Source organism: Paenibacillus elgii NBRC 100335 (genome assembly GCF_004000865.1).
GTDB lineage: Bacteria > Bacillota > Bacilli > Paenibacillales > NBRC-103111 > Paenibacillus_G > Paenibacillus_G elgii.
Genome location: NZ_BIMB01000026.1, coordinates 1 through 24,961, shown reverse-complemented (window position 1 = coordinate 24,961; position 24,961 = coordinate 1). Strand labels below are relative to the sequence as shown.

Genomic DNA, 24,961 nt, shown 5'->3' with positions numbered 1-24,961 from the left:
TCCTCCTTACTTGTTATGAGTGCTTACCGGCAAATTGGCTTCCACATGTGCGAGCGCTTGAGCCAAATCGGCGATCAAATCCTCGGTATCCTCAATGCCGACCGAGATGCGAAGCAGGCCTTCCGAAATGCCAAGCGCTTGGCGTTCTTCCAGGGTGCATTCTACATGGCTTGTCGTTCTCGCTGGCCCGTAGATCGTTTCAACAGCGCCCAGATTGCCTGCCCGATTCGCATATTGCAATTTGTGCAGCAGAAGCTTGATGGCTTCCATGCCTCCCTTTAATACAACGCTTAAAATGCCCCCGTAGCCGTTCATTTGCCGCTTGGCTACGTCATGATGGGGATGCGTCTCGAGCCCCGGGTAGTTCACGGCCCCGATCAGCGGCTGCTGCTGCAAATACCGGGCGATCGCCATCGCGCTTTGCGTCTGCTGCCGTACGCGCAGATGTAGTGTTTTGATCCCTCGGATAATCAGGTAAGCCGCCCATGGGTCCAATGCCGCTCCATTGATTTCCCGGTAGTGGTAGACCTTCTCCATTAGCCCGGCCGCACCGCACACCACGCCGCCCATCGCATCGGCATGGCCGCTTAAATATTTGGTTGCGCTATGAATGACGAGATCGGCCCCAAGCTTCAGCGGATTCTGGTTAATCGGCGTGGCGAACGTATTATCCACCATAACCAGAGCCCCCACCGCCTTGGCGGCCTTCGCCAGCCGCTCAATGTCCGTAATTTTCAACGTCGGGTTCGTCGGGGATTCCAGGTAAACTACCTGACAGCCCTTGGCGATTTCGGCTTCAAGCTCCGCATAGTCCTCCGTATTGCAGAGCACAGACTGAACATGCATGCGGGGCAGAAACTCCGTAAATATTTTATTAGTGCCGCCGTACGTGTCCTTCACGGATACAACCCGGTCTCCAGGCTTGAGAAAGGTATGCAAAGAGGCGCTGATGGCCGCCATTCCCGAGGAAAAAGCAATGGCCGCTTCGGCCCCTTCCAGCATTCTTATCTTCTCTTCAAATGCTTTCACGGTTGGATTGGACATGCGGTTGTACGTGTAACCCGGTTTGAGACCCAGCGCCACATCGTACCATTCATCCACATCCTGATAATCGTAAGCCACGCTCATAACGACAGGAACTTGCGTCCCTCCGAAAACCCTGAATTCTTTTTCCCCTGCCCATACTGATTTGGTACCTATATGCGCGTTCATCTTGATCCCCTCCTGCATCCGATTCATTCCGGCCTAATTACTATTTTTACAATAGTTTTTGTATACAATATACTTTATACATTATGATTCAGATCATAACACGGCTTTTTTTAAAAATCAACAAAAAAATAAAGCGCTTTCACCTTGGACGCCTGCTTCTTGATTAAAATTTCTTACAATGCTACTATGATTACGAATTGAAAAAATATTGTATATTGTATAAAAACTTACGGCGGAAGGGGTGTTCGGGTATCACGGTTCACAGATATCAATCGTTGAAAGATCACGTTTACAATTATATAGCCGAGGAAATCCAGAACGGTTCTCTGCTGCCCAATCAGAAAGTGAATGAAGCCTCCATTTGCGAAAAGCTGGGCGTAAGCCGGACCCCGGTACGGGAAGCGCTTATTCAGCTGGCATCGGACAATCTTCTGGAGAATATTCCACGCAGAGGCTTTATTGTCAAAGAAATCGATACGAAAAAAAAATTGGATGTGTTCCAGATCGTCGGCGTGCTTGATGCGTTGGCCGCTTCCTTGTCGGTCGACTATCTCACGGATGAAGATATCGCCAGAATGACTCGATTGGCCGATCAGATCGACATCGCCATACAGCAGCACAATTTTTCGGATTACCAGACGCATCAAAACGAGTTTCATCAAGTATATTTATTGAAATGCAACAACAGTTCGTTGATCGACCTGCTGAATTCTTTACAGCACAGCTTCGTCAGGCAAATTTATTTAAGCGACGACAAGGAAAAATTGTTTGCCGTCTTGGCTCAAATGAATGAGGAGCACCGGCAAATTATCCAATACTTTAAAGCCAAGGATGCCCAAGGGGTCGAAGCGTTCATCAAGAATGTTCATTGGAAAATCAATTATACGGATATGATCTAGCTGCTAAACACAGCAGACCTGTACAACAAATCCCCCGGGCGAGGTGCAAGAAATTGAACCCAATAGAGCGCATCCTCAAGGACTTTCCTGTCATCATCCTGGATGGGGCCTTATCAACCGAGCTTGAACGCCATGGCTGCAATATCGACGATCCTTTGTGGTCGGCCAAAATCTTGATGGAGAATCCTGGATTAATAGGAAAAGTACACACCGATTATTTTGAGGCCGGAGCGGATTGCGCCATCACTTCAAGCTACCAGGCCAGCATTGACGGCTTTGTCAAACAGGGCCTCAGCGAAGCCCAGGCGACCGATTTGATTCAAAATTCCGTACGTATTGCGGTACGGGCGCGGGATGCTTTCTGGGATACATGGAAGGACAAATCGGCTAGGCCCAGGCCCCTCGTTGCCGCTTCCGTCGGCCCTTACGGAGCCTATCTGGCGGACGGGTCAGAATATCGGGGCGATTATAGGCTGACGGAACGGGAGCTCATTGAATTTCATCGGCCGCGGGTTAAAGCGCTGGTCGAAGCCGGAGCCGATTTGCTCGCTTGCGAGACGATCCCCAGCCTTCTGGAGGCGAAAGCGATCGTTGCGTTATTGCAAGAGTTTCCGCAAGTGTGTGCGTGGATGAGCTTCAGCGCCAAAGACGGAGAGCGTATAAGCAGCGGGGAGCGTATGGACGAATGCGCAGAGTGGCTGGACAAGCAGCGCCAGATTGCGGCCCTGGGCGTTAACTGCACCCCGCCTAAGTATATCCCTTCGCTCATCCATGAAATCGGAAAGAAAACACAGAAACCTATTCTGGTTTACCCGAATTCCGGCGAGCAGTATGCAGCCGGCACGCGCACCTGGCATGGAGCGGCGTCCGAAGAAAGCCTTGGCTGCAGTGCCAAAGCCTGGTACGGTCAAGGAGCCCGATTAATAGGCGGTTGCTGCCGCACCACTCCCGACGATATCCGCTCCATCTTCTCCTGGGCAAGAAATACCGGCTGACGTTACGCCGGGAGCCGGATCAGCCAGATTGCACCCCGATTGTTAGCCCCCCTAACAATTGGAGGTGCATTTTTTATGATCAAAGGCCGCAGCGCGCTTCGAATAAAAGACAAAAAAAAGGCATGAGCTCAGTACAAATACCGAACTCCTGCCTACAGAAGATACTAACCATATGGCCGCGGCCCTATTTTCCCCACTCGCCAACGGCAGCGATTAACCTGTGAAACGTTGAACTCCATCCCGTGTCAGGGCGTCGTATCGCCGGCAATCACCGTTTCCATGATTTTCTTAACCTCTGTGAGATCGGTTGTTTTCCCCAGCGCCCACATGAATTTAGGAACAATTGCCTCCGTGTTCATATCTCTGGAATTAATAATCAGGTCCTGATTCACCTTCCGCCCGACTTCATACAGGCCCAGGTCTCCCCCTTCTTCCAGACATTGCGTCGTGAGAGCTACCGCGATCCCCGCATCGATCAGCTCGTTGATTTTCGGAATCAGATTTCTTTCCTGAAACGGCAATCCTCCGCTCCCGAACGTTTCGATCACAATGCCTTTGTACAGCCCCTTCAGGTAATCGAAGAGCTCCGGCTTCGTCCCCGGAAGCAGCTTTAACAAAAAGACGTCGGGGCAAAGCGAGCAATCCAGACGCGGCTCCTTGCTCCGCACCGTCCGGACCGGATGATGATACGTAATGCTTTCCTCGATATAAGCGATATAAGGATGATTAATGCTTTCAAACGCGTCGTAGCTTTTGGTCCTCATCTTCACCGCTCTTGTACCGATGATAACGCGCCCGTCAAACACAACGTAGACCCCGCCCACAGGCTCGCAGGCAAAACGGATCGCATCGATAATATTTTTTTTCGCATCGGTTCTTTTGTACATGATTGGCACTTGGGAGCCGGTGATGACGACGGGCTTCCCCAGATTCTGCAGCATGTACGAAAGCGCAGCGGAGGTATACGCCATCGTATCAGTCCCGTGGGTAATGACAAAACCGTCGTACTGATCGTAATGCTCGTAGACGGCTTTAGCGATCGTGACCCAATATTCGGGCTGCATGTTCGTGCTGTCGATCGTCATGATAATCTTGGTTTCCACCTGATAGGACCGGTTCTGTTCCGGCAAATAATGCAGAAGCTCGTCCGCACTCATTTTGGGAGCCAGCCCGTTTTCGCCCGGGACGGAAGCAATGGTTCCGCCGGTCGATAGCAGCAGTATTTTTTTCATATCTATCCAAGCACCCTTTCATCTGATCGGACTATACTGACCTAAGTATAATCCATCCGAAAAAGTACGCGTAACGCGACCATATTTTTATTATAGTGAATAGACTTGCGAAAAACAACAATATTCTTATGCGTTACGCGAACAGTACGTGTTATAATGGATGGGTATGAGGAGGTATTTTCCATGCTGACACGATTATCCCGACTAAGAAAAAGCAAAAAATGGTCGTTACAATATACAGCCGACCGGCTCGGCATTGCAAAAAGCACCTACGCAGGCTACGAATCGGGGTATCGGGAACCGCCGCTGGAAACGTTAAAGAAGCTTGCCGATCTGCTGGAAACGTCTGTGGACTACTTGCTCGGCCGGATCGATAACCCGGCGTTTTATCCGAAAGCGTGGAAGGTCGAGCTGCACGATAAACTGAAATTGACCGAGGCGCGCACGCGGTTCGATGTGGAGCTCATTCTGGACGGAGCGCCGCTCAACGAGGAAGAAATCAAGCAGTGCATTGCGTTTGTCCGCACGAAGCGCAAGCTGGACACGAACGCTTAACGCGAACGACAAAAAGCTTAGCCGCCCCCTCTAGGGAATACGGCTAAGCTTGATGAGTTTAAGCCCGCAGCTCCATTACATCTTCGCCGATCCGCTAACCAACGCGAACCGGATATGCTGCCATTTTCGGGAACGCCAGCGCAGCAGCATGCTCGCGCCGCGCAGAAATTCGTCGACGATAAAAGCAAGCCATATTCCGGGGATGCCAAGCTTACATACGATCCCAAAAAGATAAGCCAACGGAATGCTAAGCCCCCACATGGAAATAAGGCCCATGACTACTGGAAATCTAACATCGCCGGCAGCATTCAGCGCTCCGATGACAATCACATTGCATGCGCGCCCCGCTTCAAGCAGCAGCGACAGCAGCATCAGGGTTTGCCCGAGACGGATCACTTCTGGGTCGTTCGTAAACAGGCCGAGCAGCGGGCGGGAACACATGACGAGCAAGCAGCCTATGCCAAAATTAATCGCCCATCCGATGCGCAAATTCCGATAGCACACACGATAAGCCGTATCATGCTGACCTGCTCCAATCAAACGGCCGATCATCATCGACGTCGCCTGTCCGATCGAGACCGAAACCAAAAAGACGAATGTAGTTATGTTCTGGGTATAAATTTTGGTCGTCAGCGCCGAAGTGCCCAGCATCGTAACAAAATACGTAATAAAAACTTGCGAAGCGTTATAAGAAATGTTTTCCCCCGCCGATGGAATGCCAATTCTGGTCATTTCCTTCACTTCGTTGACCGGCAGCCGAAACATGTCCTTCCAGGAAAGGGGATACGGCAAATAGCGGATCAGCAGAAATAGCGCAAGGCCTACCCCGAATACCCGGCTGGCGTTGGTCGCCAGAGCAACCCCCTCCACACCTAGAACCGGAATACCAAAAGGGCCGTATAAGAACAAAAAGTTCCCGGCAATATTGATCAAAATAACAGAGAAAGACAGCAGAAGCATCGGCTTCAGAAAACCGTGCATCCGCAGCACCGCATCTGCCGTACTAATGATCGCTACGGTGAAAGAAAGCATCCCCACCGTTGACAAAAACGTATATCCGTCCCCCATCAGCTCCGGCGGCAGCTTCATCAAGCCCAATAACGGCCTGGCAAAAATAAATAAAGCCAGACTGACGACGAGCCCTAGCACAAGGTTCATCCCCAGCGCAATCGAAGCCATTCTGGCGGCTTCCCGTTCTTTTCCCGCGCCAAGCAATTGCGAAATCAGCACGCTGAGCCCTACGGTAACAAATCCGAACATCAATTGGGCCACGGTTAACACTTGAGCGGCCACGCCCACGGCGGCCACCGAACGATCCGAATAGTTGCTGAGCATCAGCGTGTCTATATTCAATATAATGGTTTGAAGCAGTTGTTCCACGAAAATGGGACCCATTAACCGAAATAAGGTAAACCGTTTATCTTGCTGTTTTTCCATACCATCCGCCTTCTAGCTCTTCAGGAAGCCACCTCATTCATGAATGTCACGGCAGCTGGCTTTCTCCACCAGTTCGTGCTCCAGCACGATCGTTCTTGCCGGGTGCGACCGCTGTGCATGATCGTTTTGCTCGATAAGCTCCATGAGCAGCTCGACAGTCGCTTGTCCTATTTTGTCCATCGGCTGTTGGATGGTCGTGAGCCTTGGCCGGATCACGTCGGACATTTGGTTGCCGTCGAAGCCTATCACGGATATATCATCCGGCACGCGCAATTGATGATCCGCCATACAGTTGATGGCGCCAACCGCCATATCGTCGCTCGCCGCAAATACGGATGTAAACGAACCGCCGGCTTCGGCCAGAAGCTCGCCCATTAACCGATAGCCGCTGGCCAGCTTGTAATCGCCGAAGCGGATAATCGATTCGTCTACTGTAATGCCGTAGTCCTTGCAAGCGGCGAGATACCCTTCGTAGCGCTTTCTTCCCGCACATAAGTCCCGCATGTCCCCCGCAATCATCGCGATCCGCCGATGACCCTTGCGGATGAGATACGCTGTGGCGTCGTAAGCGGCCTTGAAATCGTCTATCATCACCGTCGGCAGATTCATGCCCAATTCAGCATGGACCACCAGCGGAATTTGATTTTTTTGCAAAAAAAGCCGGATATGATCGTTCAGCTTTTCATGCATGAGCACTATGCCGTCCACACGCATCTCCTGAAACACATTCAAATATTTGACGACCTTATCCGTATCTTCGACAATGTTGGAAACGAGCAGGTTATAGCCTCTGCGCCCCAAGGTCTCCTCGATGTTGCTCAGAATCGTCGCCTGGAAGTTGGACGTAATATCGGGGATAATGACCCCGATCAGATTGGTTTTATTTCGTTTCAGACTCTTGGCAATCAAACTGGGCGAATAATTAAGCTGCTCGATCGCTTGACGCACTTTTTTTTCAAGCTTTTCGCTTACGTGCTCGCCTTTGTTCAAAACTCTGGACACGCTCGTGACCGAAACGCCTGCCACACGTGCCACATCCTTGATTTTCACACCCATACGTTGCTGTCCTCATTTCAAAACAATAATTCAGAGCGCCGCTCGCATCCGCTCCCGCAAAGCCGCAGTGGCGCCGACGTCCAGCGTGGAGACCGCGTCCAGCTTCATCTCGGCATAAGCCGGAAACATCCCGCTTTCGGGCAAAGTATATACCCAGACAAGCAGTCCGTGTTCGTGGGCGCACTGCACCAGAGCTTCGCGGCACGAAGGATAGTCCACGTTGATTCCGGCGAATCCTTTTTGCTTGGCCATGCTGCACAAATCCCGTACGGCGGCTTCATAGACGGCACCGTTCATCTCTTTTAGCGCTTCCGGCGTATTCCACATTACTCTATCACGATAGGGAAGATTTGTAATCGTTTTTGTTTCGCCTGTAAAATAAATCTGCTCCCACATCTTCAGCGTGTTTAGTAGCCCGATGGTCGGAAACGCTGCAGCATCGGTCTTGATATCAAGATTAAACAAGACCGGCTGCCCCTTAAAAGCCAGCAGCACCGTCTCCAGCCGTTCCAGCTCCTGTCCTGCCGGAAGCATGAAGGGATTCCTTTCCTGCAATTCGGCATAAGTAAGCTCGGAGATCCAAGGATTATCGTCATGATAAAGCACGCATACGCCATCCTTGGTCGCTCTGACATCGACTTCCAGCACTTCCGCGCCTGCCCTCCGTCCGACGGTAGCCGACTCCAGAGTATTGTCCGGCGTGCCTTCACAGCCGGTATGCGCGATAATTAGGGGCATATTCATAGAATGCACGCCTCCTGCGTTGTTTTGTGTGATCGCTTCGCTGCCGTTACCGCGCTTCAAAATAAAGCGGATTCGTAAAAGCGACATCCGCTAAAGCCATGCCTAGCAAGCCATGCAGGCGAACCCGCAGCCAAGTCAGCCCTTCGCTGGAAATGGTCTGGAAGAACGCCGATTCACGCTCCGTTACGGTGCCACGGCACAGCTCTCCCAGATTCGATTCGACAATCAACGTATAGCTTGGTCCTTGCAGCAACTGATGTCCGCTTGTCCGAAATGGGGTATGCACTTGAATCGAAAGCTCGGCGGATTCTCCCGCTGCTTGTGGAACGACATCGCCAATGCCATACGTCTGTCCGCCTGCCCTCAGTTCCAGCGTTACGAGCGGCCCTATGCTCACGCAAATGCGCCCTGAACGAATCGCCTCCACTACGGCTTCCGTCGTGACAGCGCGATCATCTCCGGCGATGCCCAGATACGTAAAAGCCGGAGGATCGCTATTCTCGGAGGAATGGTGCCAGTCCCGGCCGGCTGTGGCAGCGATGCGCACTCCCTGATTTAACAAATTCGTCCATTGCTCGAAAGCCGGGGCGTTATGGTTGCGCAGCGGAGGCAGCGTTTCGTGCCATACTTCCATATAGTCGATTTGATGCCAGTCCCGGATGTCATACTCCCAATGGCACCCCGTACAAATCGGGCTGCCCATACTGAACGGATGCGCGATGCCGACCACGCCCCCTTGTCGGTGAACCCGGTCAATGCCCTTCAAAATATCCTTCGGGCCCAGATCGCGCCATTCGCAATAAGGGACGCCAAGCGTCAGCATGTGCCCGTAGAAGGTCGTCCACTCCATCCCCGGGACGATGCATATTCCGGTCTCGTCCGTCACCCGGGCCGCATCGGCCAGCCCCGATGTGGTGTTGTGATCCGTCAAGGCGATGCCGCGGAGACCAAGTTCTGCCGCTTTCCTGCACATGTCGTGCAGCGTATGAATGCCGTCGCTGTGAGGCGTATGGGTATGCAGTTCAAACGGAAGCCAGTTCATGCGCCGACGCTCCTCCCCGGATGCTTAATGTATAATGGCACGCTTCGGTCACGACGCAATGAACGCTTAGGGTGACCCGCCAGATCCCCTCTTGAATCGGACCCGCACTAAAGCCCGGAGAGCTTTCCTTCGGCGACAAGACATGATGCTGCTCGTTCGGATGGCGATGCGCCGATCCCCGGAATCCATCCGGGTCGTCGATCGATAGCGTGAGCAGATTTTGCAGCGGAGCGAACTTTTCCCATTGCTCCTTGTAGACGGGTCGCAAAGACGGGTTCACATACCGATCGATCGCGTCTTCAATCAGCTCGCGGGAGGCGCTTGGGTCGTCCAATGTTTTAGGGCTATAGCTAAAATCGATAACCAGACATTCCGCAGGCTCAGGCATATAAAACTGATAGGTAATATGCGTTTTCGAACTGAGCGGAGTCAGCTTCCCTTCGACGATCAGCAGATCTTTCATACAACATCCCCTTACTTTTCTTCATTCATCATGCTGCGAATATAGAAATAGCCGACGAGGGAGCAGAGAACAAACATAAATACGGCGCACGCGCTCGAAATGCCGGTTTCAAAATAGACAGAAAACTGCTGCTGCATCGCCACCCCGAGCACTTGCGGCGCATTCGGGCCGATCAGAAACGGAGCCGTAAAGCTTCCGACGATGCCCATCACGACGAACGTGGCAGCCACCAGCAGCGATTTGAACGATAAAGGAACGATAATGCGGGTGAACACTTGGATTTTCCCCGCTCCTACGTCCTTCGCGCTTTCAATGACGGCGTTCGGAATACCCGACAACGCGGAGCTGAGCAGCATGGTGGCGAACGGAATATGAAACCATAAGTTAGCGAGCAGCAGTCCTTTGAAATCGAAGAGCACTTTCATCATCGGCTCATTGGTAAACAGCAGCAGGATGCGGGCCAGCCAGCCGTGATTGCCGTACATATTCATAATTCCGTATGTGGCGATGACCGACGGAATGAACATCGGAATATAATAGAGACGTTCAATACACTTCGCGAGAATGCCTGTACTAAACCGTAAAAACACGGCAAGCACATAAGCAATAAGCAGCACCAGCACCGACGAGACCAGCGTTAAATAAAGCGTATATTTGATATTCGCCAGCATGGCAGGATCGGTAAACAGAAAGCGGTAATGCTCCAACGTAAACCGGCCGTCACGTCCGCTCAAGCTTTCCTGAACAGACGTGAAGATCGGCACCACAATCATCAAGAGCAGCAGCAAAAAGGAAGGCAGCACCATGACCAGTCCGAGCGCGGAACGTCCCGCTCCGCGTCCGAACAAGGCTGGTCTTAATGTTTTGCCGGTGACCAGCGACTGGGTGCTCATTGACCGGCGACTTCCTTCTGCCAGCGTTTCATCGCATCGGCTTCCAGATCCCCGAGATTAAAGGAGCGGTAGTTGACGGACACGCCTTCGAACTTTTTCTTCAGATCGGCGGGCATATGCGACCATTCGATACCGGGGAAGCCGTAAATTTTATTGACAACCTCGGCCTGCGCTTCCGGACTCAGCACAAAATTGATGAAGTCGTAGGCCGCTTCTTTATGCTGGGACATGCTCGGTACGGCCAGTCTTCCCGGTCCGCCGGTAAATGCCGGCTCGATTTGCGCAAGCTTCGTCGTTTCGGGCAGCAGCTTTTTGTTGATCTGCTCCAGCGCCATATCGGACCAAGCCGGAATCATGTCCACCTCTCCGTTGGCGAGCAAGTCGAGCGTCCCTTGGTTTTTCTTCGGATATACGCCCTGCTGGTACATGTCTTTGGACAACGATTTGAGCAGCTCGAAGCCCGGGCCCCATTCCTGTTCAATGCCTTTATCTTCATTATGGATCGCCTCTTCCGGCAGAGACTTGTACAAGGCGGTAATTACGAACGAAGCGCCGGAACCGCCGGTAGCCGGATCATTGTAGGCGAATCGGCCCGGATGCTTGTGAATCCAGTCGTACAGCTCATCGAGCGTTTTCGGCGGCGTCGGCACTTTCGCGCTGTTATAAGCAAGAAGGACCGAGGAAGACCGGTAAGGCACCACTTTGTAGCCCGCATCCTTCATATTCGCCGGGTTCATCAAGTTGAGATTCGGGATTTTTTTCTCGTCCAGCTGCTCGAAGACGTTGTCCTTTTTGTCGGCGGCCAAATCAGACCCTCCGTTGGCTTCGTACAGATCCACGTCGATCGTGTTGTTCCCCGCTTTCTTGGCGGCAACAATCCGGTTCATGGTCGCCTGTTCGCCTTGTCCGGACGGAATGTAGACGAGCTTGACCTTCACTTTATCCTGTTTTTTCTCATACAACTCTTTCAGATGTTTCCATAATTCCTGCACGTTTTGCGATCCGCTGAAATAAAACGAAATTTCCGTCGTACCGCCGCTTGGCGCAGCAGCCGTTTCATTCTTGGCAGGAGCCGCGGAGTTAGCCCCGCCTCCCGCTCCCGCCGAACAACCCGCCAGAAGCGTAAATGCCGAGAGAGAAGCAAGAACGAAACTTTTACCCTTGTGCTTGAAACCGCCGAAATGGATACTCATGGTTGACATCCTCCTCGAAGTTGGGCCGGCAGCTATGCCGAAATTTTAAGATAAGCAGCGTGCTTGGAAAACGTAAGCGAGACCGATTGTCCGCCGGACAGTTCAACGGCTTCTTCCCGGGGCAGGAACATGCGCAGGACGCCTGCTTCGGTTAGCAGCGTAATTTCAGCGTAATGCCCGAGCACCATCACTTGTTTCACGGTGGCCGCCAGACCGGGGAAAGACGCATCCTTCCATCGGACATCCTCCGGCCGAATCGCAACCACGACATCTCCGTGCAGATGCCGGGAATCGGGAAGCTCCAGGTTTTGCAGCGTGATGCTTCCGTTATGCGCCACCCCCTCCAGCATGTTCATGCGTCCGATAAAATTCGCGACAAATAGCGTCTGCGGAGCGTCATAGATGGCTTGCGGCGAATCGGACTGTTCAATATGACCGCGGTTCATGACGATGATCCGGTCGGACAGCGACAGCGCTTCTTCCTGATCGTGCGTGACGAACATCATCGTCAGCTTCGTCGACGATTGGATTTCCCGAAGCTCCTCCCGGAGCTCTGCCCGCAGCTTCGCGTCCAGCGCCGAGAAAGGCTCGTCCAGCAGCAGAACCTCCGGTTCCAGCAGCAAAGCTCTCGCCACGGCCACGCGCTGCTGCTGTCCGCCCGACAGCTCGGTCGGCCGTTTCTTCTCCGCGCCGGGCAGCCGGACGAGCTTGAGTGCCCGGTCCACCGCTTCTTGAATTTGATCCTTCTTCAATTTGCGGATTTTCAGACCAAAGGCCAGATTCTCGAACACATTCATATGTGGCCATAAATTATAGCTTTGAAAAACCATCGCGGTCGGACGCTTCTCCGGGGGCAGATGCAGCACGCTCTTGCCCGCAATCAGAATATCGCCGGAGTCCGGTTCCAGAAACCCGCCGACCGAGCGGAGCACCGTCGTTTTGCCGCAGCCCGACGGGCCCAGCAAAGTCACGAGCTCCCCATGATGGATATCGAACGATATCCCGGTCACGCCTTCGCCTGTTTTGTAACGTTTGGATAAATTTCGAATCGATAATTGAACTGGAGCAGTCATCGTCCTGCCTCCTTGCTATTTCATGGTGAAGCCGCTGGACATCACATCCGCGCTGACGAAGCGCCGTGATACCATCAGCAAAATAATGGTAGGCAGCGTCAAGATAATGGAAAATACGGCGCCGGCCGTTGCCGGATAGTCTTGTACCGCTCCGTACATGATCAGCGGCATCGTTTTGAAGTCGGGCATCCCTACCATAAACGTTCCTTGCGCTTCGTCCAAAGAGGACAGGAACGTAAAGATCGAAGCTACAATAATGCCCGGCAGCGCCATCGGAAGCGTAATATTCCAGAACACGCGAAACGGGCCCGCTCCGGCGTCTCTTGCGGCTTCTTCCTGGGCCTGATGCACGCTTTTGAACGAAGCGGCCGGAATCCATGTCATATACATCAAAGTGTTAATCACATGAATGAGAACAACGCCCACAAAGGTATTCATCAAGCCGACCTTGAAAAACAGCACCGCGATGGCGACATATAAGCCCATTTTCGGAAACGCATTGGTCAGCAGGAACGAGAACAGAAACCAACGGCTGAACGGAAATTGAATGCGCGCGAAAGCATAGGCCGCGGGAACGCAGATGACAATCGACAGCGCCGTGACGACGGAAGCAATGAGAAAAGACAAGCCAATCGACTTTAAAATTTCAGGCTGGGACAATACGAATTTCCACCAGGTCAAAGACCAGCTTTGCGGCAGCGCCGCCGGATACTGCCACTTCCCCGAAAAGGCAAGCAGCGCCAAATTGATTAGCGGTCCCAGAAAAAAGAAGACGAACAAAGCGAAAATGACAAACTCGACGATCTTTCTTTTTCCCAAGCTTTTGAAGTACCAACTCATGGAATTTTCACCTCCTCACGAAATTGGTATCGATACCAATTTTCGAAAAATAAAAAGCGCCTACCTTTACAGCTGCACTCTGGTATCGATACCAATTTTAACCGGAACAACATATGCTTAACTTTTCAGCCTCCCTGCTTCGCAATTTCTATTTTAAGAATAGAAGACGATTGTAAAATTCGATCGATAAAATTGTTAACGGGAGTTCATGATCTTTTAAATGATTTGTAAAGGGGCAATTGGTCAAAAAAAACGGCAGCCAAGAGCTTTTGAAAAGCCCAGACTACCGCGATTGGCTGTAAAAGTTTTAGTTCAGTGTCAGACGTCCGATCTGGTTACACTCTTCAGCAAACCAAATGTCGCCGTTGGGACTCATTGCGATACCATGGGGCTCTGCATTCTTTGCAGGTATCGCGTATTCCGTAATAACCCCTTCCGTTGTAATTCGGCCGATTTGGTTACCGCCCCATTCCGTAAACCATAGATCCCCGTTTTTCCCGCAAATGATCGCATGAGGACGAGCGTTCGGCGTCGGTATAACAAATTCGCTCACCTCGCCCAAGGACGTCATTCTACCGATTTTATTCCCCATGATTTGCACAAACCATAATGCTCCGTCAGGTCCGGCCGTAATGCCCACAGGCCCGGAATTAGGCGTTGGAATCGAATATTCCTTCACCTCGCCTCCGGCGGTGATTCTCCCGATGGTATTGTTCTGATTCTGTGTAAACCATAATGCCCCGTCCGGTCCCGGAGTAATAAAAGAAGGGGATGCTTTGGGATGAGGCAATTCGAATTCCGTGATTTCCCCTGATTTTGTTATGCTGCCGATTCTGCCGGTATTCATTTCGGTAAACCACATGGCGCCGTCGGGACCTTCCGTTATGCCAAAAGGTGCGGAGTCCGCGACAGGAAGGTCATATTCGGTAAAATGACCGTCCATCGACATTCTCCCGATCTTGTTTGCCCGATATTCTGTAAACCATAAGTCGCCGGTCCGGTCCGAAACGATGGACATCACTCCTGCATTCGCTGTCGGAACAGGAAATGAACGTATTCCGCCATCGGCATGGATTCGTCCGATCCGATTCCCCTTCTGTTCCGTAAACCACATCGTCCCGTCTTTTCCGGCGGTTATTCCGTAGGGCCCCGAATCATACCCGTTGACCGCATACTCATGTATCATGATCCTCATACAATTGCCCCCCCATCAAGCATCAAGGATGCTGTTTCATTTTTTCAGTGTGTCCATATCTCCGCTTACGATGGCGTCAATATACCGGCTATCTCTTTGGTGCTAAAAATAAGAAGGAAAACGCAAAAAACCTCCTATTCCGATGTTCGGATAGGAGGCAGGCATACGGTCCAAAAAAGACGAACTCATCCTTTACACGAAGAGTCGTTCTTCTTTATATATGCAAAAAAGCCCATGCTACTCCTATCCTGAAAGCATCGTATACAACGATATTTTCTTAGAAAGATAGGATTAGTAGATCATTGGCTTTTAGGTCATCCTTTCGTTATGGCTTACAGTAACTTTACCACAAATAAAAAGTCGTGAAAACCGACCATTACGAATATAAATTCTTTATTCGTTAAAGTGGCTTATGCCGTGAAAGTATGGTTACCTGTAATAAACCCTTTCGCTACAAGCACCGTCCTTGAATTCTCATCAGAAGGCTCATAACCGTTTTTCAACAAATCGTTTATATGCAATTTGTTATAAATAAAGCAAAAGACCAAAACCGATATTCCGAAAGTGCAACCTGCTGCAATGAATTGAATAATAGCCCATTTCCAGTCTCCTCTAAAAAGTGCCGGAAAGAACCCAAAAAATAAAGTAGTCCAAGAAAATCCGACTTTACGTTCTTTCACAATACCAACCTGATTGCGTAAATTAATCTTCATGCCGCAACACACCTTTTCATAATGTCTCATTCCTGCATCATCATAAAATCATTGCCTCCTTGTTTCCATACCTATAAAGGGGTATATTTATTCGTAAACCTTTGGAAAATCAAAAAATCCCCGATCCATTAACGGCTCGAAGATTTTTTCAGTTATGGGGCCAGGTCCTGATGCGCCCTGTCGGTCAACGTTATTTACTTTTAGACGCTGCACTCCCCATAAGCAAGGAAATCAATATAATCATTAAAGCAAACCACGTCTTTGCATCGATCTGATCTCCTAATAAAATTGTACCGAGAATAACTCCAATCACTGGAACAAAATAATTAGTTAGCGATGCAAAAGCAGATCCGGATTGCTTAATGAGCTGATTAAACATCATGTAGACGATTCCTGCATGGAAAACTCCGAGAATAAGTAGAGAAAGCATTTCAATGAAAGTCAGACTCATGCTTAGCGGATTTTCCAACAGAAAGCTTGCTGGAATCAGAACAATAGATGCAATAATTAGAACATTTCTCATCGCCAGTACGGAGGACATTGGCGGCAACTTTTCAATGAGGACCAAAGATACCGCAAAGCTTAGTGAAGCAATGATCAGAGCAGGCATTCCCCATAAACTCTGATTCGTAAAGTCAACGGTTAGGGATGGCAAGATCATTAGAAGAATACCAATGAAGCCAACGCCAATACTTAAGAAATGCAACAAACGCAATCGGCTAATTCTAAAGATAAACAAAATAAGCAGCGTAAAAATGGGAACCGTCCCCATAATAATGGAAGCAATGCTGCTGGATACCCGTTGCTGCCCCCACCCGATTAAGAAAAAAGGAATAATCGCTTCAAATAAAGCAATGGCAGCATAAAGTACTCTCACCTTCTTAATTTGATAAGTGGAAGAAGGCTGACTTTGCTCTTTCTTGGTAAATAAGAAAAAATGAATCAAGGCTAATGTAATAGCTCCAACAAGCGCCTTTACTGCTGCAAGTGTAACTGGAGGCACTTTAGAGATAATAAGATCAACAAAGAAAAATTGCGAACCCCATATTAAGCTGATTCCTGTTAAAAATAAGATGCTTTTTATTTTCACATCATATATCCCCTCTGCAACGTCTTGAGCTGAAATGGTTTCCTTATTCGTACCCCGCACGCTTGCCATAACCATTTTAGAGATTTGGATTCGGTCTGTACTGCCTTAATGTCTCAGACTTGAGGAGCGGCGGCACCTCGACCGTGACCGCCTCGCTCACCGGTTTTAATTCCCTAGTCTTGGTGCCTTCCCAACTCGTCATTGATCTTAAACTGACATGGTGCTCGTCCGCGCTGCCCCCAGAAAGCTAATGACGGCCTCGTTGAATACTTCAGCCGAATCCGCATTGGAAATATGTGCGGCGCCCTGAATCTCGACATAGCCGGCATCTGGAACGCGATCGGCCATACGCCGAGAAACAGCTGGCGGTGACATGCGGTCCTGCTCGCCTGCGATGAACAGGACGGGCATGGAAAGGGAATCCAGGCGCGCGGTCGCATCGAAGCCGACAATCCCCTCCGCGACATGAGCGAGCGATTGTCCGTCGGCCGTCGCCGCCAGGCCGTGCCACACCTGATAGGTCTTCATCCCTTCCTCGCTGGCCCGGAAGGCTTCGTTGACATTCATTGGCCAGATGCCTTCAAAGCGCTTGACCGGACCATCTTCCCCGCGGAATGTTCTAGCCCATCCTTCAGCCATGATCCGGAACTCCTCCGTTGCCGTCGTATCGAAGCTGTTGGCGACGATGAGTTTCCCGACGCGCCGAGGCTGTGTGAGCGCAATCTCGAGCGCCACCATCCCGCCCAACGATAGGCCGATGATGTCGGCGGCTTCGATGGAAAGATGATCGAGGAGCGCGAGCACGTCCGCGGCGATGTCGGACACGCTGAACGGTCGGTCGAGCCTTGCCGAGGCACCGTGCCCGGCATGGTCCGGCACAATCACCCGAAATCCCGCCTCGACCAGCGGCGCTATCTGAGGCGCCCAGGCGCGACCGGAATTGCTGATGCCGTGCAGCAGGACGACCGGACGTCCAGATCCAAATTCGATGAAATAATTCCGGCGGTCGCCGTTGATATAGTAAGCCATGTTTTCATCTACCTCCTCGTATCGATTACATATATAATACCCTTGCCCATTTCATTTTAATGGTGAGTACCAAGCACTACAATCAATAAAAAGCACATCTGTATCGGTACAGTTATGAGAGAGCCAAGTTTCAGCTAATACAACCAAATGGCTGCAAACCCTTGTAATCCAAGGATTCACAGCCATTTGGTTGTATCATTTTAGTTATAAACAGTTGCCATACCTATTATGACGAGAAGATTAAGCTCCCGATAATCCTGGCTTCCTTCAAGAGAACTTTCCGTTCCATTCACCAGAGTCGGAAGTAAAATGAGCGCCCGAGTAGAAGGCCTCCAATGACAAAAACAATCGACAGCCAGATTCCATTCCCACTCGTAGCTAAATACGAAGGAATCAAAATATTCATTGCGACTTTCAGAGCAACAAACACGATGAGTATTCCAACTATCCAGAGTTTCATCTTGCCCGATCCGATTTGCCCTCGTTTATTTAGAAATAGTAGCCGTCCTTGAACCACCCCCGCTATAATGCCCAATACAGTTACTAACAGTAGCAAAATCCACTCTTTCGTTCCAATGCCATCCATCGTAAACGCCCATACGACTCCGATAACAAGCAGCATCGCTCCGATGGAAAATGTTCTATCTAACACTTTCATAACTACTTAACTCCTTTGTTAATAAATCTTCTTCAATAATTTAATAACTTCATCTAGGGTGAGGCCGAAGGATTTGTAGTATGAAGTGTCGTTAACCATTTGCTTCAAAATCATTTCATTGCGTATTTGAAGCATTTCATCGGACGAGAATTCGGCTACAAAACACCCTTTACCTGTTACTGTATTGATCAAACCACATCGTTCGAGTTCTTCCCAAGCTTTCTTTACGGTGATGACACTAACACGAAGCTCTAGGGCGGCTTGTCGAATTGGCGGCAAACAATAGCCGCTTTCTAACTCGCCTTTTAGAATTTGGGCGCTGATTTGTTCGAAAAGTTGCTGATAAATCGGTTTTTCGGATGTGTTCGAAATAGCTATATTCATTGGATTTCCACTTTTAGGAATCGTTTAAACCCAATCTGATAAGCAATCATGGTGAATACAACAAATATCACGATTCCCGCGATCAGGATGGAGGTTTGAAGCGCCGTATTGTGGGCGCCGGTACCATTGAAAATGTCGGACACAAAAGAATTTTGGATTCCGATCCACTGTGCAACTCCGGCAAAAAGCATAGCAGCTGAAACGGATGCGAACATTGCCCCGCCATATTTATACGCTGTCTTGTAATACATGGGAATAAAGATAATGTTGAAAATCGCAAGCATGACAAAACATAATCCCCAAAAACCCATGTGAGGCGCGAAGAAATGATTGGTCAGATTCGGGTATAAGCGAATATTTATCATACCAAAGATCATTGCATTAACAATATGCAATAATTCCAGAATGACAATAACGAACACCCTTGCTTTCACCATGTCTTTTCTGGTTACAGGCATCATCGTGGTAAATATCAAATCGTTCTGAGTTCTATATCCGGCAAACATATTCGGTATCGTGATCCAGCAAAAATACAAAATGACAATAAAATAGATCCAGCCAGGCACGAGCATTAAGGCGCCCATAAGAAGAGGCATTATAAACAACATTGGACTTACGCCTAATTTCAAATCCTTCATTACTAAGTTATACATACATATCCTCCTTTTTCGCGAAATAAATCATGATTTCCTCAAGACTCGGTGTGGCTGCTTTAATGTCGGAAGAGGGATCCAAGTCTCTGGAGTGGATCAGTCCTGTAAAGCCGAATGAATTTATTTTGTAGGAAATCAACTTTTCTTTCACCTGGTTTAGCTGCCTTTCGTTACCATTCAGCAGGCGATATGACGCAATAAATTCATCTTTCTCAGAACTGTTGATAATTTGTCCGTTATCGATAAAAGTAATAAAATCGGCGCATTTCTCCAAGTCAGATGTAATATGAGTAGAGAAAAGAATGCTGATTTCGCCATCTACGACGAGCTCTTGAAAAATTTCCAACAGTTCATCTCTTGCGACCGGATCGAGTCCGCTTGTTGGTTCATCAAGGATGAGAAGCTTCGCACCGTGAGACAAGGCAAGAGCCAAGCTGTACTTTACTTTCATTCCCGTCGACAATTCGACGATTTTTTTATTTTCATCCAATTTAAATTTTCTCAGATAGTGATAATAAATTTCATCATCCCAATTCGTATAGAACTTCTTAATTACATCGGTCAACGTTTTCATCTTGCTTCGAGTATAAAAATCGATGCCGCCGAATGCGTATCCGATTTCTTGTTTCAATTCGATTTCGTGTTCGGCAATGTTTTTGCCCAAAATACGTACCTCGCCGCTATCAATATGAATCATATTCAGGATCGATTTTATTGTGGTTGTTTTTCCTGCGCCATTGGCACCGATAAATCCCATAATATAACCCTTTTCCAATTGAAACGATACATCTTTTAACTGGAAATTTTGATATTTCTTATTTAAATTTTTAATGTCTAATGCCAGCATAAAGTACCTCCTCTTTAAATTGTGTATGTCGTGTATGCACAATATAACACGGGTGGTTTGTTAAGTCAATGGAATAATGGTATTTTCTACTGGGGTCATGACATTGCGGGTTTTGGAAAAACTAAAGAGAAAAACCACAACCTAGAAGGAGATGCAACTTCCCATGGTTCAGCATAAGCTTTTTTGGTTCATTGCTCACTATGGCTATATAGGCATTTTCGGTGCCTTAGTCCTTGGTATTATAGGCTTGCCGGTTCCAGACGAGATTTTGATGACTTTCTCAGGGTACTTAATTTCAAAAGGCGAACTTCATTATTTTCCCACATTGATTGTTTCGGTATTAGGAAGCTTTATCGGTATGTCCGCCAGCTATTTTATTGGACATAAATTCGGGTATCCGCTTTTAGAAAAATATGGGCTAAAAATTCATATCACAAAAGAGAAGTTGGACAGCACACAGCATTGGTTTAATAGGTTTGGTAAGTTTGCGCTCACGATTGGATACTTCATTCCGGGAGTCCGTCATTTAACAGCTTACAGCGCCGGAATAAGCAAATGGTCTTATCGAGTCTTTAGTCTGTATGCAGCGCCTGGAGCCATGATCTAGGCTTTTACATTTATCACTTCAGGTACGTATTTAGGAGAGCATTGGCGTGCCGTTACCGAAACGATACATCGATATTTAGTGATTGGGCTAGCTCTTCTAATTGCATCCGCTTTAATAATTTGGTTCGTAAGAAGAGCGAAGAGTGAACAAATAAAAGCGAAATAAGCCAAAGAGTTGATTTAATGGAGTCGTATAAGCGTTACGGCAGCATATCTAGAAGACGACGGGCTGCTGCGGAAACGGGAACAGCATTTAATGAATCAAACCTACCTTGCGAGGAGGAATTGGACTTTTCTGCAAAAGCTCCACAACTTGCCCTTGCCCCAGCTCATTCCTGGCAAAATCGCGAATGATGCATGCCACACCGAGCCCCGCTTGCGCGAATTGAAGCAATAAATCAAGGCTGCCCAATTCAATTTCAGGACGAAGAACGATTCCTTGGCTCTCTACAAAATAATCTACGAAGGCACGGGAACTGCTTCCTCTTTCCAACATGATAACAGGATAGGAACTTAACTCCGCCCACCCCATCGGCTTTTTAGCGGAAACCAAGTGAAACTTCCCAAAATCGGGTTTAGAAACTTAAATCGGCGCTTTATATGGCTTTCCATAATTTCGACACTATTTTCGGTCGCCAATTTCTCTGATACGTTTCTGGTTTTGCGTTTGCAAGACGCTGGGATGCTCCCAGCCTTAATCCCGCTCGCTTTTTTCACGTTTATTATGATCAGCAGTATCTTCTCGATGCCTTTAGGCATGTTGTCTGACCGCATTGGTCGTCGACCGGTACTAATCTCTGGATTCATTATCTTTGCACTGATTTTGAAGATCCTGTGTGAGATCGTCTACTTTCCCTTGGGAAGCCGTATTGTAAACGTAGTGCCTTGCCCACTTTCTGCCGATATTTCCCCGCCGTGAGCTGAAACCAATTCCTTTACAATGGTCAGACCAAGGCCGCTGCCGCCGGTCCGCCGATCATATATTTTTTATCAGCTTATCCCCATTTAACAAATTGTGTGCAAGACTTCCATTTTCCTTTTCTTCAAAAGTTCTACATATGAACCGGCTATGATGGATCTATCGGATTTTTTGATACAGAAAGGATTGATAACTCATGGCTAGTTGGAAGTTTAAAAGCATAATTGCAATCGGGGCCTTATCCGTTGTATTAGCAGGGTGTTCCGGTTCAATGAGCGGAATGGATCATTCTAAAATGAATATGGAGGAGACACAAGCATCCTCAAAGACGACAAATGGGCAGACGGTGAAGCCAACTGTTCTAACGGGCAAAGAAATTAATTTGACGGCTTCCGTAAGCAATCAGGAAATAGCCCCCGGCAAAACTTTGCCTGTCTGGACGTTTAATAATTCGGTTCCCGGTCCGCAAATACGGGTTAAGCAAGGAGATACGGTTAAGATTAACTTGAAGAACCAGTTGCCTGAGCCAGTCACCATTCATTGGCACGGCGTTCCCGTACCAAACGCGATGGACGGCATACCAGGCGTAACGCAAAATGCGGTTCAACCGGGCCAATCGTTTACGTACGAGTTTAAAGCGGATGTCCCCGGCACCTACTGGTACCATTCACATCAGGATAGTGTAAATCAGTTAGATCGTGGATTATACGGTTCTTTCGTTGTAGAAGGTAAAAACGAGGAAAAAGTGGAGCGCGATTACACACTGATGCTGGATGAATGGATGATCTCCGGGGAAATGTCCGGCATGAACATGTCTGGCGGCAATATGTCCGGCATGAATCACAGTACGATGAATATGGGACATGATATGAGCATGTACGATCTGTACACCATAAATGGAAAATCCGGCTCGCTGGTGGATCAGCTCCCTGTCAAGCAGGGAGATAGAGTCCGAATCCGTTTGATCAATGCAGGCTATTTGTCTCATCAAATTCATTTGCACGGACATGAATTCAAAGTTATTGCTACCGATGGGCAGCCGATAAACAATCCGGATATCTTGAAAGATAATGTGATAAGTATTGCTCCAGGAGAACGTTACGATATTGAATTTGTCGCGAACAATCCAGGCAAATGGTTGATCGAGGACCATGGCAACAACGCTGCTATTAAAGGGATGAAAGCGACGATCGCTTATGAAGGAGCTGCCGCGGGTTCCGACAAAGCGAATGAATCGGAGAAGCTGGCGGCTGTCGATATGAGTCGATACGGCGAAGCGGGCAAAGCTAACTTTACGTTAGATCAGAAGTACACGTTGGAATACACGATGAATTTGAACACCGAAATGAAAAACGGGGAAATGGTCTACACCATAAACGGAAAAACGTTTCCGGACACCGAACCGATAAACGTCAAAAAAAGAGATACCGTCAAGGTTCGCCTCGTCAATAATTCGAAAACCGACGATCATCCGATGCACCTACACGGTCACTTCTTTCAAGTACTAAGCAAGAACGGGAAACCGCTTGAAGGATCACCAATGATGAAGGATACGTTGAATTTGAAGCCGGGCGATGAATATGTTGTTGCATTCGAAGCAGCTAATGAAGGGAACTGGATGTTCCATTGTCACGATCTTCATCATGCTTCAGCCGGCATGGTAACGGAATTAAAATATACAGACTATAAGACTGATTTTGTTGCAGACCCGAATGCAGGAAATAAACCGGAGTAATACAAAAATGAGCGCTCGCCAGTGCTGAAGCCAATAAACCGGCCCGAAAGCCCAATGATGTGAAATGATTCGATAAATTTCGAAGATAGGTGGGATGGTCATGGGAGAAACAACCAAAATCGCAATTAGCGCAGCGATTCAAGCTGGAGGCAGCCTGTTTACACCGGAGCAGCTTGCCAAAATCAGTGCCGCCGTAGGGGCGGATGCAAAAATTGAGATGACAACATTCAAACAGCTTTATGCAGAAGTACCCCTCGAACGGCGTGATGCCATAAAAGAAGATCTTGAGCGTTATGGCCTTGAAGTGTATCCGGCAGGGTTTGCGACCAAAAGTCTGATCGCCTGTAATTTCTGTAAAGGGGCTGAAGAGACTGGTTTGGATACGGCCCGAACCTTAAATAAAGCAATAGCAGGTATTGAAACGCCCACACCCCTTAAGATCGGGTATGCAGGTTGTGCTTTAGGTACAAGCGAGCCGTTACTTAAAGATATCGGCGTTGTTAAAATGCGAGATAGATTTGACATCTACGTTGGCGGTGAACCGAAGGGGCTTAAAACCTCCTTTGCCAAACTGCTTGTATCAGGATTAACCGAAGACCGCCTCGTTCCAGTCGTAACGGCCATTATCCATTTCTATAAGGCACACGCGAAGGGTAAAGAAAAATTCAACAAATTTGTGGACCGGATCTCACTCGAACAGCTCCAGCAAATTGCTGGTTAATGGATTTCTGAGAGGAGGTGAACCATGTAAGAAGCAACTGTTAAAGTACAAGGCATGTCTTGCCGCTCTTGTCCGAGCGATTGAAGGGGCACTTGTTATTCGATAGTAGCAAGGAGTGATTCTGGAATGAAGGAACCCGTAAAAATTTATTCGATCCCCACTTGCAGTGACTGCAATTATGCCAAGCGTTACTTCAAAGAGCACGAGATTGCCTATACAGATTATAACTGCGAAGAAAACGTCAAGTATGCAGAGGAAGTCTGGAACTTGACGGGAAAACAAATTGTTCCGACGATCGTAATTGGCGATAAGGTGTTTGTTGGATTTGCAGAAAATTTAAGTGAGATAAGAGAATTGTTAAGTTAACATATGCGTACGCCTAGAGCAATTAAACTGTAACGAATATATAGACAGTGTTTCGCGCATTCGGCTATGCTCCGAAAGCATAGGTTAAGCAGCTCCGGGCAACATGTCCGAAGCTGCTTTCTTTTTTCAATGTTTCGTGATTCGAAGCTTTTTTAGGCGGTGAATCAGCTCCGATCTTTAGATCATTGTTCCTCATCGATGGAGGTTGTGACAGCAAGATAAACGATGGCCCGGAATAATAGTCTGTTCAGCTCTCCCCGCTATAATAAGGATTTCTTAATCCCACAAGAATTCAGTAAAAAAAAGGAGCAGTTGCCTTAGGCAAGCTGCTCATCAGATTTTTGGGGGAGAATATGAGACATCGGATAAATTCTGAAGTTTATAAAAAAAATAACCCCGAATGGGGTTGCT

Annotated in this window: 28 protein-coding genes; 7 read left to right on the top strand and 21 right to left on the bottom strand. The window is 48.6% G+C overall.

All coding sequences use genetic code 11. The features are described 5' to 3' along the window. Positions 1-6: 6 nt before the first annotated feature. Positions 7-1,212 carry a cystathionine gamma-synthase family protein gene (locus PEL01S_RS19275; RefSeq protein WP_127461456.1) on the bottom strand — a complete coding sequence of 402 codons (1,206 nt, stop codon included), beginning with the start codon at positions 1,210-1,212 and terminating at the stop codon, positions 7-9. A 275-nt stretch (positions 1,213-1,487) separates the two neighbouring features. Here PEL01S_RS19275 and PEL01S_RS19270 point away from each other — a divergent pair, with 275 nt between their 5' ends. Together PEL01S_RS19270 and mmuM are read left to right on the top strand one after the other, a co-directional pair. Then, positions 1,488-2,111 (top strand): GntR family transcriptional regulator, encoded by a 624-nt coding sequence (locus tag PEL01S_RS19270; protein WP_010496392.1) that lies wholly within the window; start codon positions 1,488-1,490, stop codon positions 2,109-2,111. A 53-nt stretch (positions 2,112-2,164) separates the two neighbouring features. Beyond that, the gene (gene mmuM / locus PEL01S_RS19265; RefSeq protein ID WP_127461455.1) at positions 2,165-3,106 is read left to right on the top strand and encodes a homocysteine S-methyltransferase; all 942 of its coding nucleotides are present in this window, start codon (positions 2,165-2,167) and stop codon (positions 3,104-3,106) included. A 245-nt stretch (positions 3,107-3,351) separates the two neighbouring features. Here mmuM and PEL01S_RS19260 read toward each other — a convergent pair whose 3' ends face one another. Further along, positions 3,352-4,338, bottom strand: coding sequence for an asparaginase (locus PEL01S_RS19260; RefSeq protein ID WP_063184029.1), 987 nt, complete (start codon positions 4,336-4,338; stop codon positions 3,352-3,354). 183 nt (positions 4,339-4,521) lie between these two features. On the opposite strand from PEL01S_RS19260, the gene PEL01S_RS19255 reads away from it, so the two are divergent. Next, on the top strand, positions 4,522-4,893 hold the full coding sequence (locus tag PEL01S_RS19255) for a helix-turn-helix domain-containing protein (protein WP_127461454.1): 372 nt from the start codon (positions 4,522-4,524) through the stop codon (positions 4,891-4,893). 75 nt (positions 4,894-4,968) lie between these two features. Here PEL01S_RS19255 and PEL01S_RS19250 read toward each other — a convergent pair whose 3' ends face one another. From PEL01S_RS19250 to PEL01S_RS19170, 17 genes are all read right to left on the bottom strand, one after another. Then, complete coding sequence (locus tag PEL01S_RS19250; protein ID WP_127461453.1) at positions 4,969-6,330, bottom strand: MATE family efflux transporter; 1,362 nt, start codon at positions 6,328-6,330, stop codon at positions 4,969-4,971. Between the two features lie 33 nt (positions 6,331-6,363). Further along, positions 6,364-7,386 (bottom strand): LacI family DNA-binding transcriptional regulator, encoded by a 1,023-nt coding sequence (locus PEL01S_RS19245; RefSeq protein ID WP_127461452.1) that lies wholly within the window; start codon positions 7,384-7,386, stop codon positions 6,364-6,366. A 30-nt stretch (positions 7,387-7,416) separates the two neighbouring features. Continuing rightward, entirely contained in the window at positions 7,417-8,130 is a 714-nt protein-coding gene (locus PEL01S_RS19240; protein WP_163768426.1) for a glycerophosphodiester phosphodiesterase, read from the bottom strand. 46 nt (positions 8,131-8,176) lie between these two features. After that, entirely contained in the window at positions 8,177-9,172 is a 996-nt protein-coding gene (locus tag PEL01S_RS19235) for a CehA/McbA family metallohydrolase (protein WP_127461450.1), read from the bottom strand. Beyond that, complete coding sequence (locus tag PEL01S_RS19230) at positions 9,153-9,635, bottom strand: hypothetical protein (protein WP_127461449.1); 483 nt, start codon at positions 9,633-9,635, stop codon at positions 9,153-9,155. The genes PEL01S_RS19235 and PEL01S_RS19230 overlap by 20 nt, the downstream gene beginning before the upstream one ends. 11 nt (positions 9,636-9,646) lie before the next feature. Next, positions 9,647-10,528: an ABC transporter permease gene (locus PEL01S_RS19225; RefSeq protein WP_174806974.1), complete on the bottom strand. Its 882-nt coding sequence runs from the start codon at positions 10,526-10,528 to the stop codon at positions 9,647-9,649. Further along, entirely contained in the window at positions 10,525-11,721 is a 1,197-nt protein-coding gene (locus tag PEL01S_RS19220; RefSeq protein ID WP_127461448.1) for an extracellular solute-binding protein, read from the bottom strand. The genes PEL01S_RS19225 and PEL01S_RS19220 overlap by 4 nt, the downstream gene beginning before the upstream one ends. A 32-nt stretch (positions 11,722-11,753) precedes the next feature. Then, complete coding sequence (locus tag PEL01S_RS19215) at positions 11,754-12,794, bottom strand: ABC transporter ATP-binding protein (protein ID WP_127461447.1); 1,041 nt, start codon at positions 12,792-12,794, stop codon at positions 11,754-11,756. A gap of 15 nt (positions 12,795-12,809) precedes the next feature. Beyond that, positions 12,810-13,634 carry an ABC transporter permease gene (locus PEL01S_RS19210; RefSeq protein ID WP_063184020.1) on the bottom strand — a complete coding sequence of 275 codons (825 nt, stop codon included), beginning with the start codon at positions 13,632-13,634 and terminating at the stop codon, positions 12,810-12,812. A gap of 307 nt (positions 13,635-13,941) precedes the next feature. Then, positions 13,942-14,829, bottom strand: a complete 888-nt coding sequence (locus PEL01S_RS19205; RefSeq protein ID WP_127461446.1) for a Vgb family protein — start codon at positions 14,827-14,829, stop codon at positions 13,942-13,944. Between the two features lie 410 nt (positions 14,830-15,239). After that, the gene (locus PEL01S_RS19200) at positions 15,240-15,542 is read right to left on the bottom strand and encodes a hypothetical protein (RefSeq protein ID WP_063184084.1); all 303 of its coding nucleotides are present in this window, start codon (positions 15,540-15,542) and stop codon (positions 15,240-15,242) included. Positions 15,543-15,732: 190 nt separating this feature from the next. Next, positions 15,733-16,632, bottom strand: coding sequence for a DMT family transporter (locus PEL01S_RS19195; RefSeq protein ID WP_127461445.1), 900 nt, complete (start codon positions 16,630-16,632; stop codon positions 15,733-15,735). A 207-nt stretch (positions 16,633-16,839) separates the two neighbouring features. Continuing rightward, a complete protein-coding gene (locus PEL01S_RS19190) occupies positions 16,840-17,661 on the bottom strand; it encodes an alpha/beta fold hydrolase (protein ID WP_127461444.1) in 822 nt (273 codons plus the stop codon). A gap of 289 nt (positions 17,662-17,950) precedes the next feature. Next, positions 17,951-18,319, bottom strand: a complete 369-nt coding sequence (locus PEL01S_RS19185; RefSeq protein ID WP_127461443.1) for a hypothetical protein — start codon at positions 18,317-18,319, stop codon at positions 17,951-17,953. An 18-nt stretch (positions 18,320-18,337) separates the two neighbouring features. Beyond that, positions 18,338-18,703: a GntR family transcriptional regulator gene (locus PEL01S_RS19180; protein ID WP_127461442.1), complete on the bottom strand. Its 366-nt coding sequence runs from the start codon at positions 18,701-18,703 to the stop codon at positions 18,338-18,340. After that, on the bottom strand, positions 18,700-19,356 hold the full coding sequence (locus PEL01S_RS19175; protein WP_127461441.1) for an ABC-2 transporter permease: 657 nt from the start codon (positions 19,354-19,356) through the stop codon (positions 18,700-18,702). The genes PEL01S_RS19180 and PEL01S_RS19175 overlap by 4 nt, the downstream gene beginning before the upstream one ends. Then, positions 19,349-20,203 (bottom strand): ABC transporter ATP-binding protein, encoded by an 855-nt coding sequence (locus tag PEL01S_RS19170; RefSeq protein WP_127461440.1) that lies wholly within the window; start codon positions 20,201-20,203, stop codon positions 19,349-19,351. Before PEL01S_RS19170 ends, PEL01S_RS19175 begins: the two co-directional genes overlap by 8 nt. A gap of 163 nt (positions 20,204-20,366) precedes the next feature. Between PEL01S_RS19170 and PEL01S_RS19165 the strand changes: the two genes are divergently transcribed. After that, positions 20,367-20,810 carry a DedA family protein gene (locus PEL01S_RS19165; protein WP_239551503.1) on the top strand — a complete coding sequence of 148 codons (444 nt, stop codon included), beginning with the start codon at positions 20,367-20,369 and terminating at the stop codon, positions 20,808-20,810. 252 nt (positions 20,811-21,062) lie between these two features. Here the strand turns inward: PEL01S_RS19165 and PEL01S_RS19160 are convergent, their stop codons facing one another. Together PEL01S_RS19160 and PEL01S_RS19155 are read right to left on the bottom strand one after the other, a co-directional pair. Beyond that, complete coding sequence (locus PEL01S_RS19160) at positions 21,063-21,362, bottom strand: LysR family transcriptional regulator substrate-binding protein (protein ID WP_127461439.1); 300 nt, start codon at positions 21,360-21,362, stop codon at positions 21,063-21,065. Positions 21,363-21,655: 293 nt separating this feature from the next. Further along, complete coding sequence (locus PEL01S_RS19155; protein WP_108532102.1) at positions 21,656-21,793, bottom strand: ATP-binding protein; 138 nt, start codon at positions 21,791-21,793, stop codon at positions 21,656-21,658. A 131-nt stretch (positions 21,794-21,924) separates the two neighbouring features. Here PEL01S_RS19155 and PEL01S_RS19150 point away from each other — a divergent pair, with 131 nt between their 5' ends. From PEL01S_RS19150 to PEL01S_RS19140, 3 genes are all read left to right on the top strand, one after another. Beyond that, positions 21,925-23,463: a multicopper oxidase family protein gene (locus tag PEL01S_RS19150; protein ID WP_127461438.1), complete on the top strand. Its 1,539-nt coding sequence runs from the start codon at positions 21,925-21,927 to the stop codon at positions 23,461-23,463. Between the two features lie 100 nt (positions 23,464-23,563). Beyond that, on the top strand, positions 23,564-24,184 hold the full coding sequence (locus tag PEL01S_RS19145; protein WP_127461437.1) for an NAD(P)/FAD-dependent oxidoreductase: 621 nt from the start codon (positions 23,564-23,566) through the stop codon (positions 24,182-24,184). 126 nt (positions 24,185-24,310) lie between these two features. Beyond that, positions 24,311-24,550 carry a glutaredoxin family protein gene (locus tag PEL01S_RS19140; RefSeq protein WP_036693043.1) on the top strand — a complete coding sequence of 80 codons (240 nt, stop codon included), beginning with the start codon at positions 24,311-24,313 and terminating at the stop codon, positions 24,548-24,550. Positions 24,551-24,961 lie beyond the last annotated feature (411 nt).

What these genes read in the sequence shown, in the direction of transcription:
- PEL01S_RS19210 (WP_063184020.1), bottom strand. Translation starts at nt 13,634, where the DNA reads ATGAGTTGGTACTTCAAAAGCTTGGGAAAAAGAAAGATCGTCGAGTTT.
- PEL01S_RS19145 (WP_127461437.1), top strand. Translation starts at nt 23,564, where the DNA reads ATGGGAGAAACAACCAAAATCGCAATTAGCGCAGCGATTCAAGCTGGA.
- PEL01S_RS19240 (WP_163768426.1), bottom strand. Translation starts at nt 8,130, where the DNA reads ATGAATATGCCCCTAATTATCGCGCATACCGGCTGTGAAGGCACGCCG.
- PEL01S_RS19260 (WP_063184029.1), bottom strand. Translation starts at nt 4,338, where the DNA reads ATGAAAAAAATACTGCTGCTATCGACCGGCGGAACCATTGCTTCCGTC.
- PEL01S_RS19200 (WP_063184084.1), bottom strand. Translation starts at nt 15,542, where the DNA reads ATGAAGATTAATTTACGCAATCAGGTTGGTATTGTGAAAGAACGTAAA.
- PEL01S_RS19185 (WP_127461443.1), bottom strand. Translation starts at nt 18,319, where the DNA reads ATGAAAGTGTTAGATAGAACATTTTCCATCGGAGCGATGCTGCTTGTT.
- PEL01S_RS19220 (WP_127461448.1), bottom strand. Translation starts at nt 11,721, where the DNA reads ATGAGTATCCATTTCGGCGGTTTCAAGCACAAGGGTAAAAGTTTCGTT.
- PEL01S_RS19175 (WP_127461441.1), bottom strand. Translation starts at nt 19,356, where the DNA reads ATGTATAACTTAGTAATGAAGGATTTGAAATTAGGCGTAAGTCCAATG.
- PEL01S_RS19170 (WP_127461440.1), bottom strand. Translation starts at nt 20,203, where the DNA reads ATGCTGGCATTAGACATTAAAAATTTAAATAAGAAATATCAAAATTTC.
- PEL01S_RS19245 (WP_127461452.1), bottom strand. Translation starts at nt 7,386, where the DNA reads ATGGGTGTGAAAATCAAGGATGTGGCACGTGTGGCAGGCGTTTCGGTC.
- PEL01S_RS19180 (WP_127461442.1), bottom strand. Translation starts at nt 18,703, where the DNA reads ATGAATATAGCTATTTCGAACACATCCGAAAAACCGATTTATCAGCAA.
- PEL01S_RS19230 (WP_127461449.1), bottom strand. Translation starts at nt 9,635, where the DNA reads ATGAAAGATCTGCTGATCGTCGAAGGGAAGCTGACTCCGCTCAGTTCG.
- PEL01S_RS19215 (WP_127461447.1), bottom strand. Translation starts at nt 12,794, where the DNA reads ATGACTGCTCCAGTTCAATTATCGATTCGAAATTTATCCAAACGTTAC.
- PEL01S_RS19235 (WP_127461450.1), bottom strand. Translation starts at nt 9,172, where the DNA reads ATGAACTGGCTTCCGTTTGAACTGCATACCCATACGCCTCACAGCGAC.
- PEL01S_RS19150 (WP_127461438.1), top strand. Translation starts at nt 21,925, where the DNA reads ATGGCTAGTTGGAAGTTTAAAAGCATAATTGCAATCGGGGCCTTATCC.
- PEL01S_RS19190 (WP_127461444.1), bottom strand. Translation starts at nt 17,661, where the DNA reads ATGGCTTACTATATCAACGGCGACCGCCGGAATTATTTCATCGAATTT.
- PEL01S_RS19275 (WP_127461456.1), bottom strand. Translation starts at nt 1,212, where the DNA reads ATGAACGCGCATATAGGTACCAAATCAGTATGGGCAGGGGAAAAAGAA.
- PEL01S_RS19140 (WP_036693043.1), top strand. Translation starts at nt 24,311, where the DNA reads ATGAAGGAACCCGTAAAAATTTATTCGATCCCCACTTGCAGTGACTGC.
- PEL01S_RS19255 (WP_127461454.1), top strand. Translation starts at nt 4,522, where the DNA reads ATGCTGACACGATTATCCCGACTAAGAAAAAGCAAAAAATGGTCGTTA.
- PEL01S_RS19225 (WP_174806974.1), bottom strand. Translation starts at nt 10,528, where the DNA reads ATGAGCACCCAGTCGCTGGTCACCGGCAAAACATTAAGACCAGCCTTG.
- PEL01S_RS19165 (WP_239551503.1), top strand. Translation starts at nt 20,367, where the DNA reads ATGGTTCAGCATAAGCTTTTTTGGTTCATTGCTCACTATGGCTATATA.
- PEL01S_RS19250 (WP_127461453.1), bottom strand. Translation starts at nt 6,330, where the DNA reads ATGGAAAAACAGCAAGATAAACGGTTTACCTTATTTCGGTTAATGGGT.
- PEL01S_RS19205 (WP_127461446.1), bottom strand. Translation starts at nt 14,829, where the DNA reads ATGAGGATCATGATACATGAGTATGCGGTCAACGGGTATGATTCGGGG.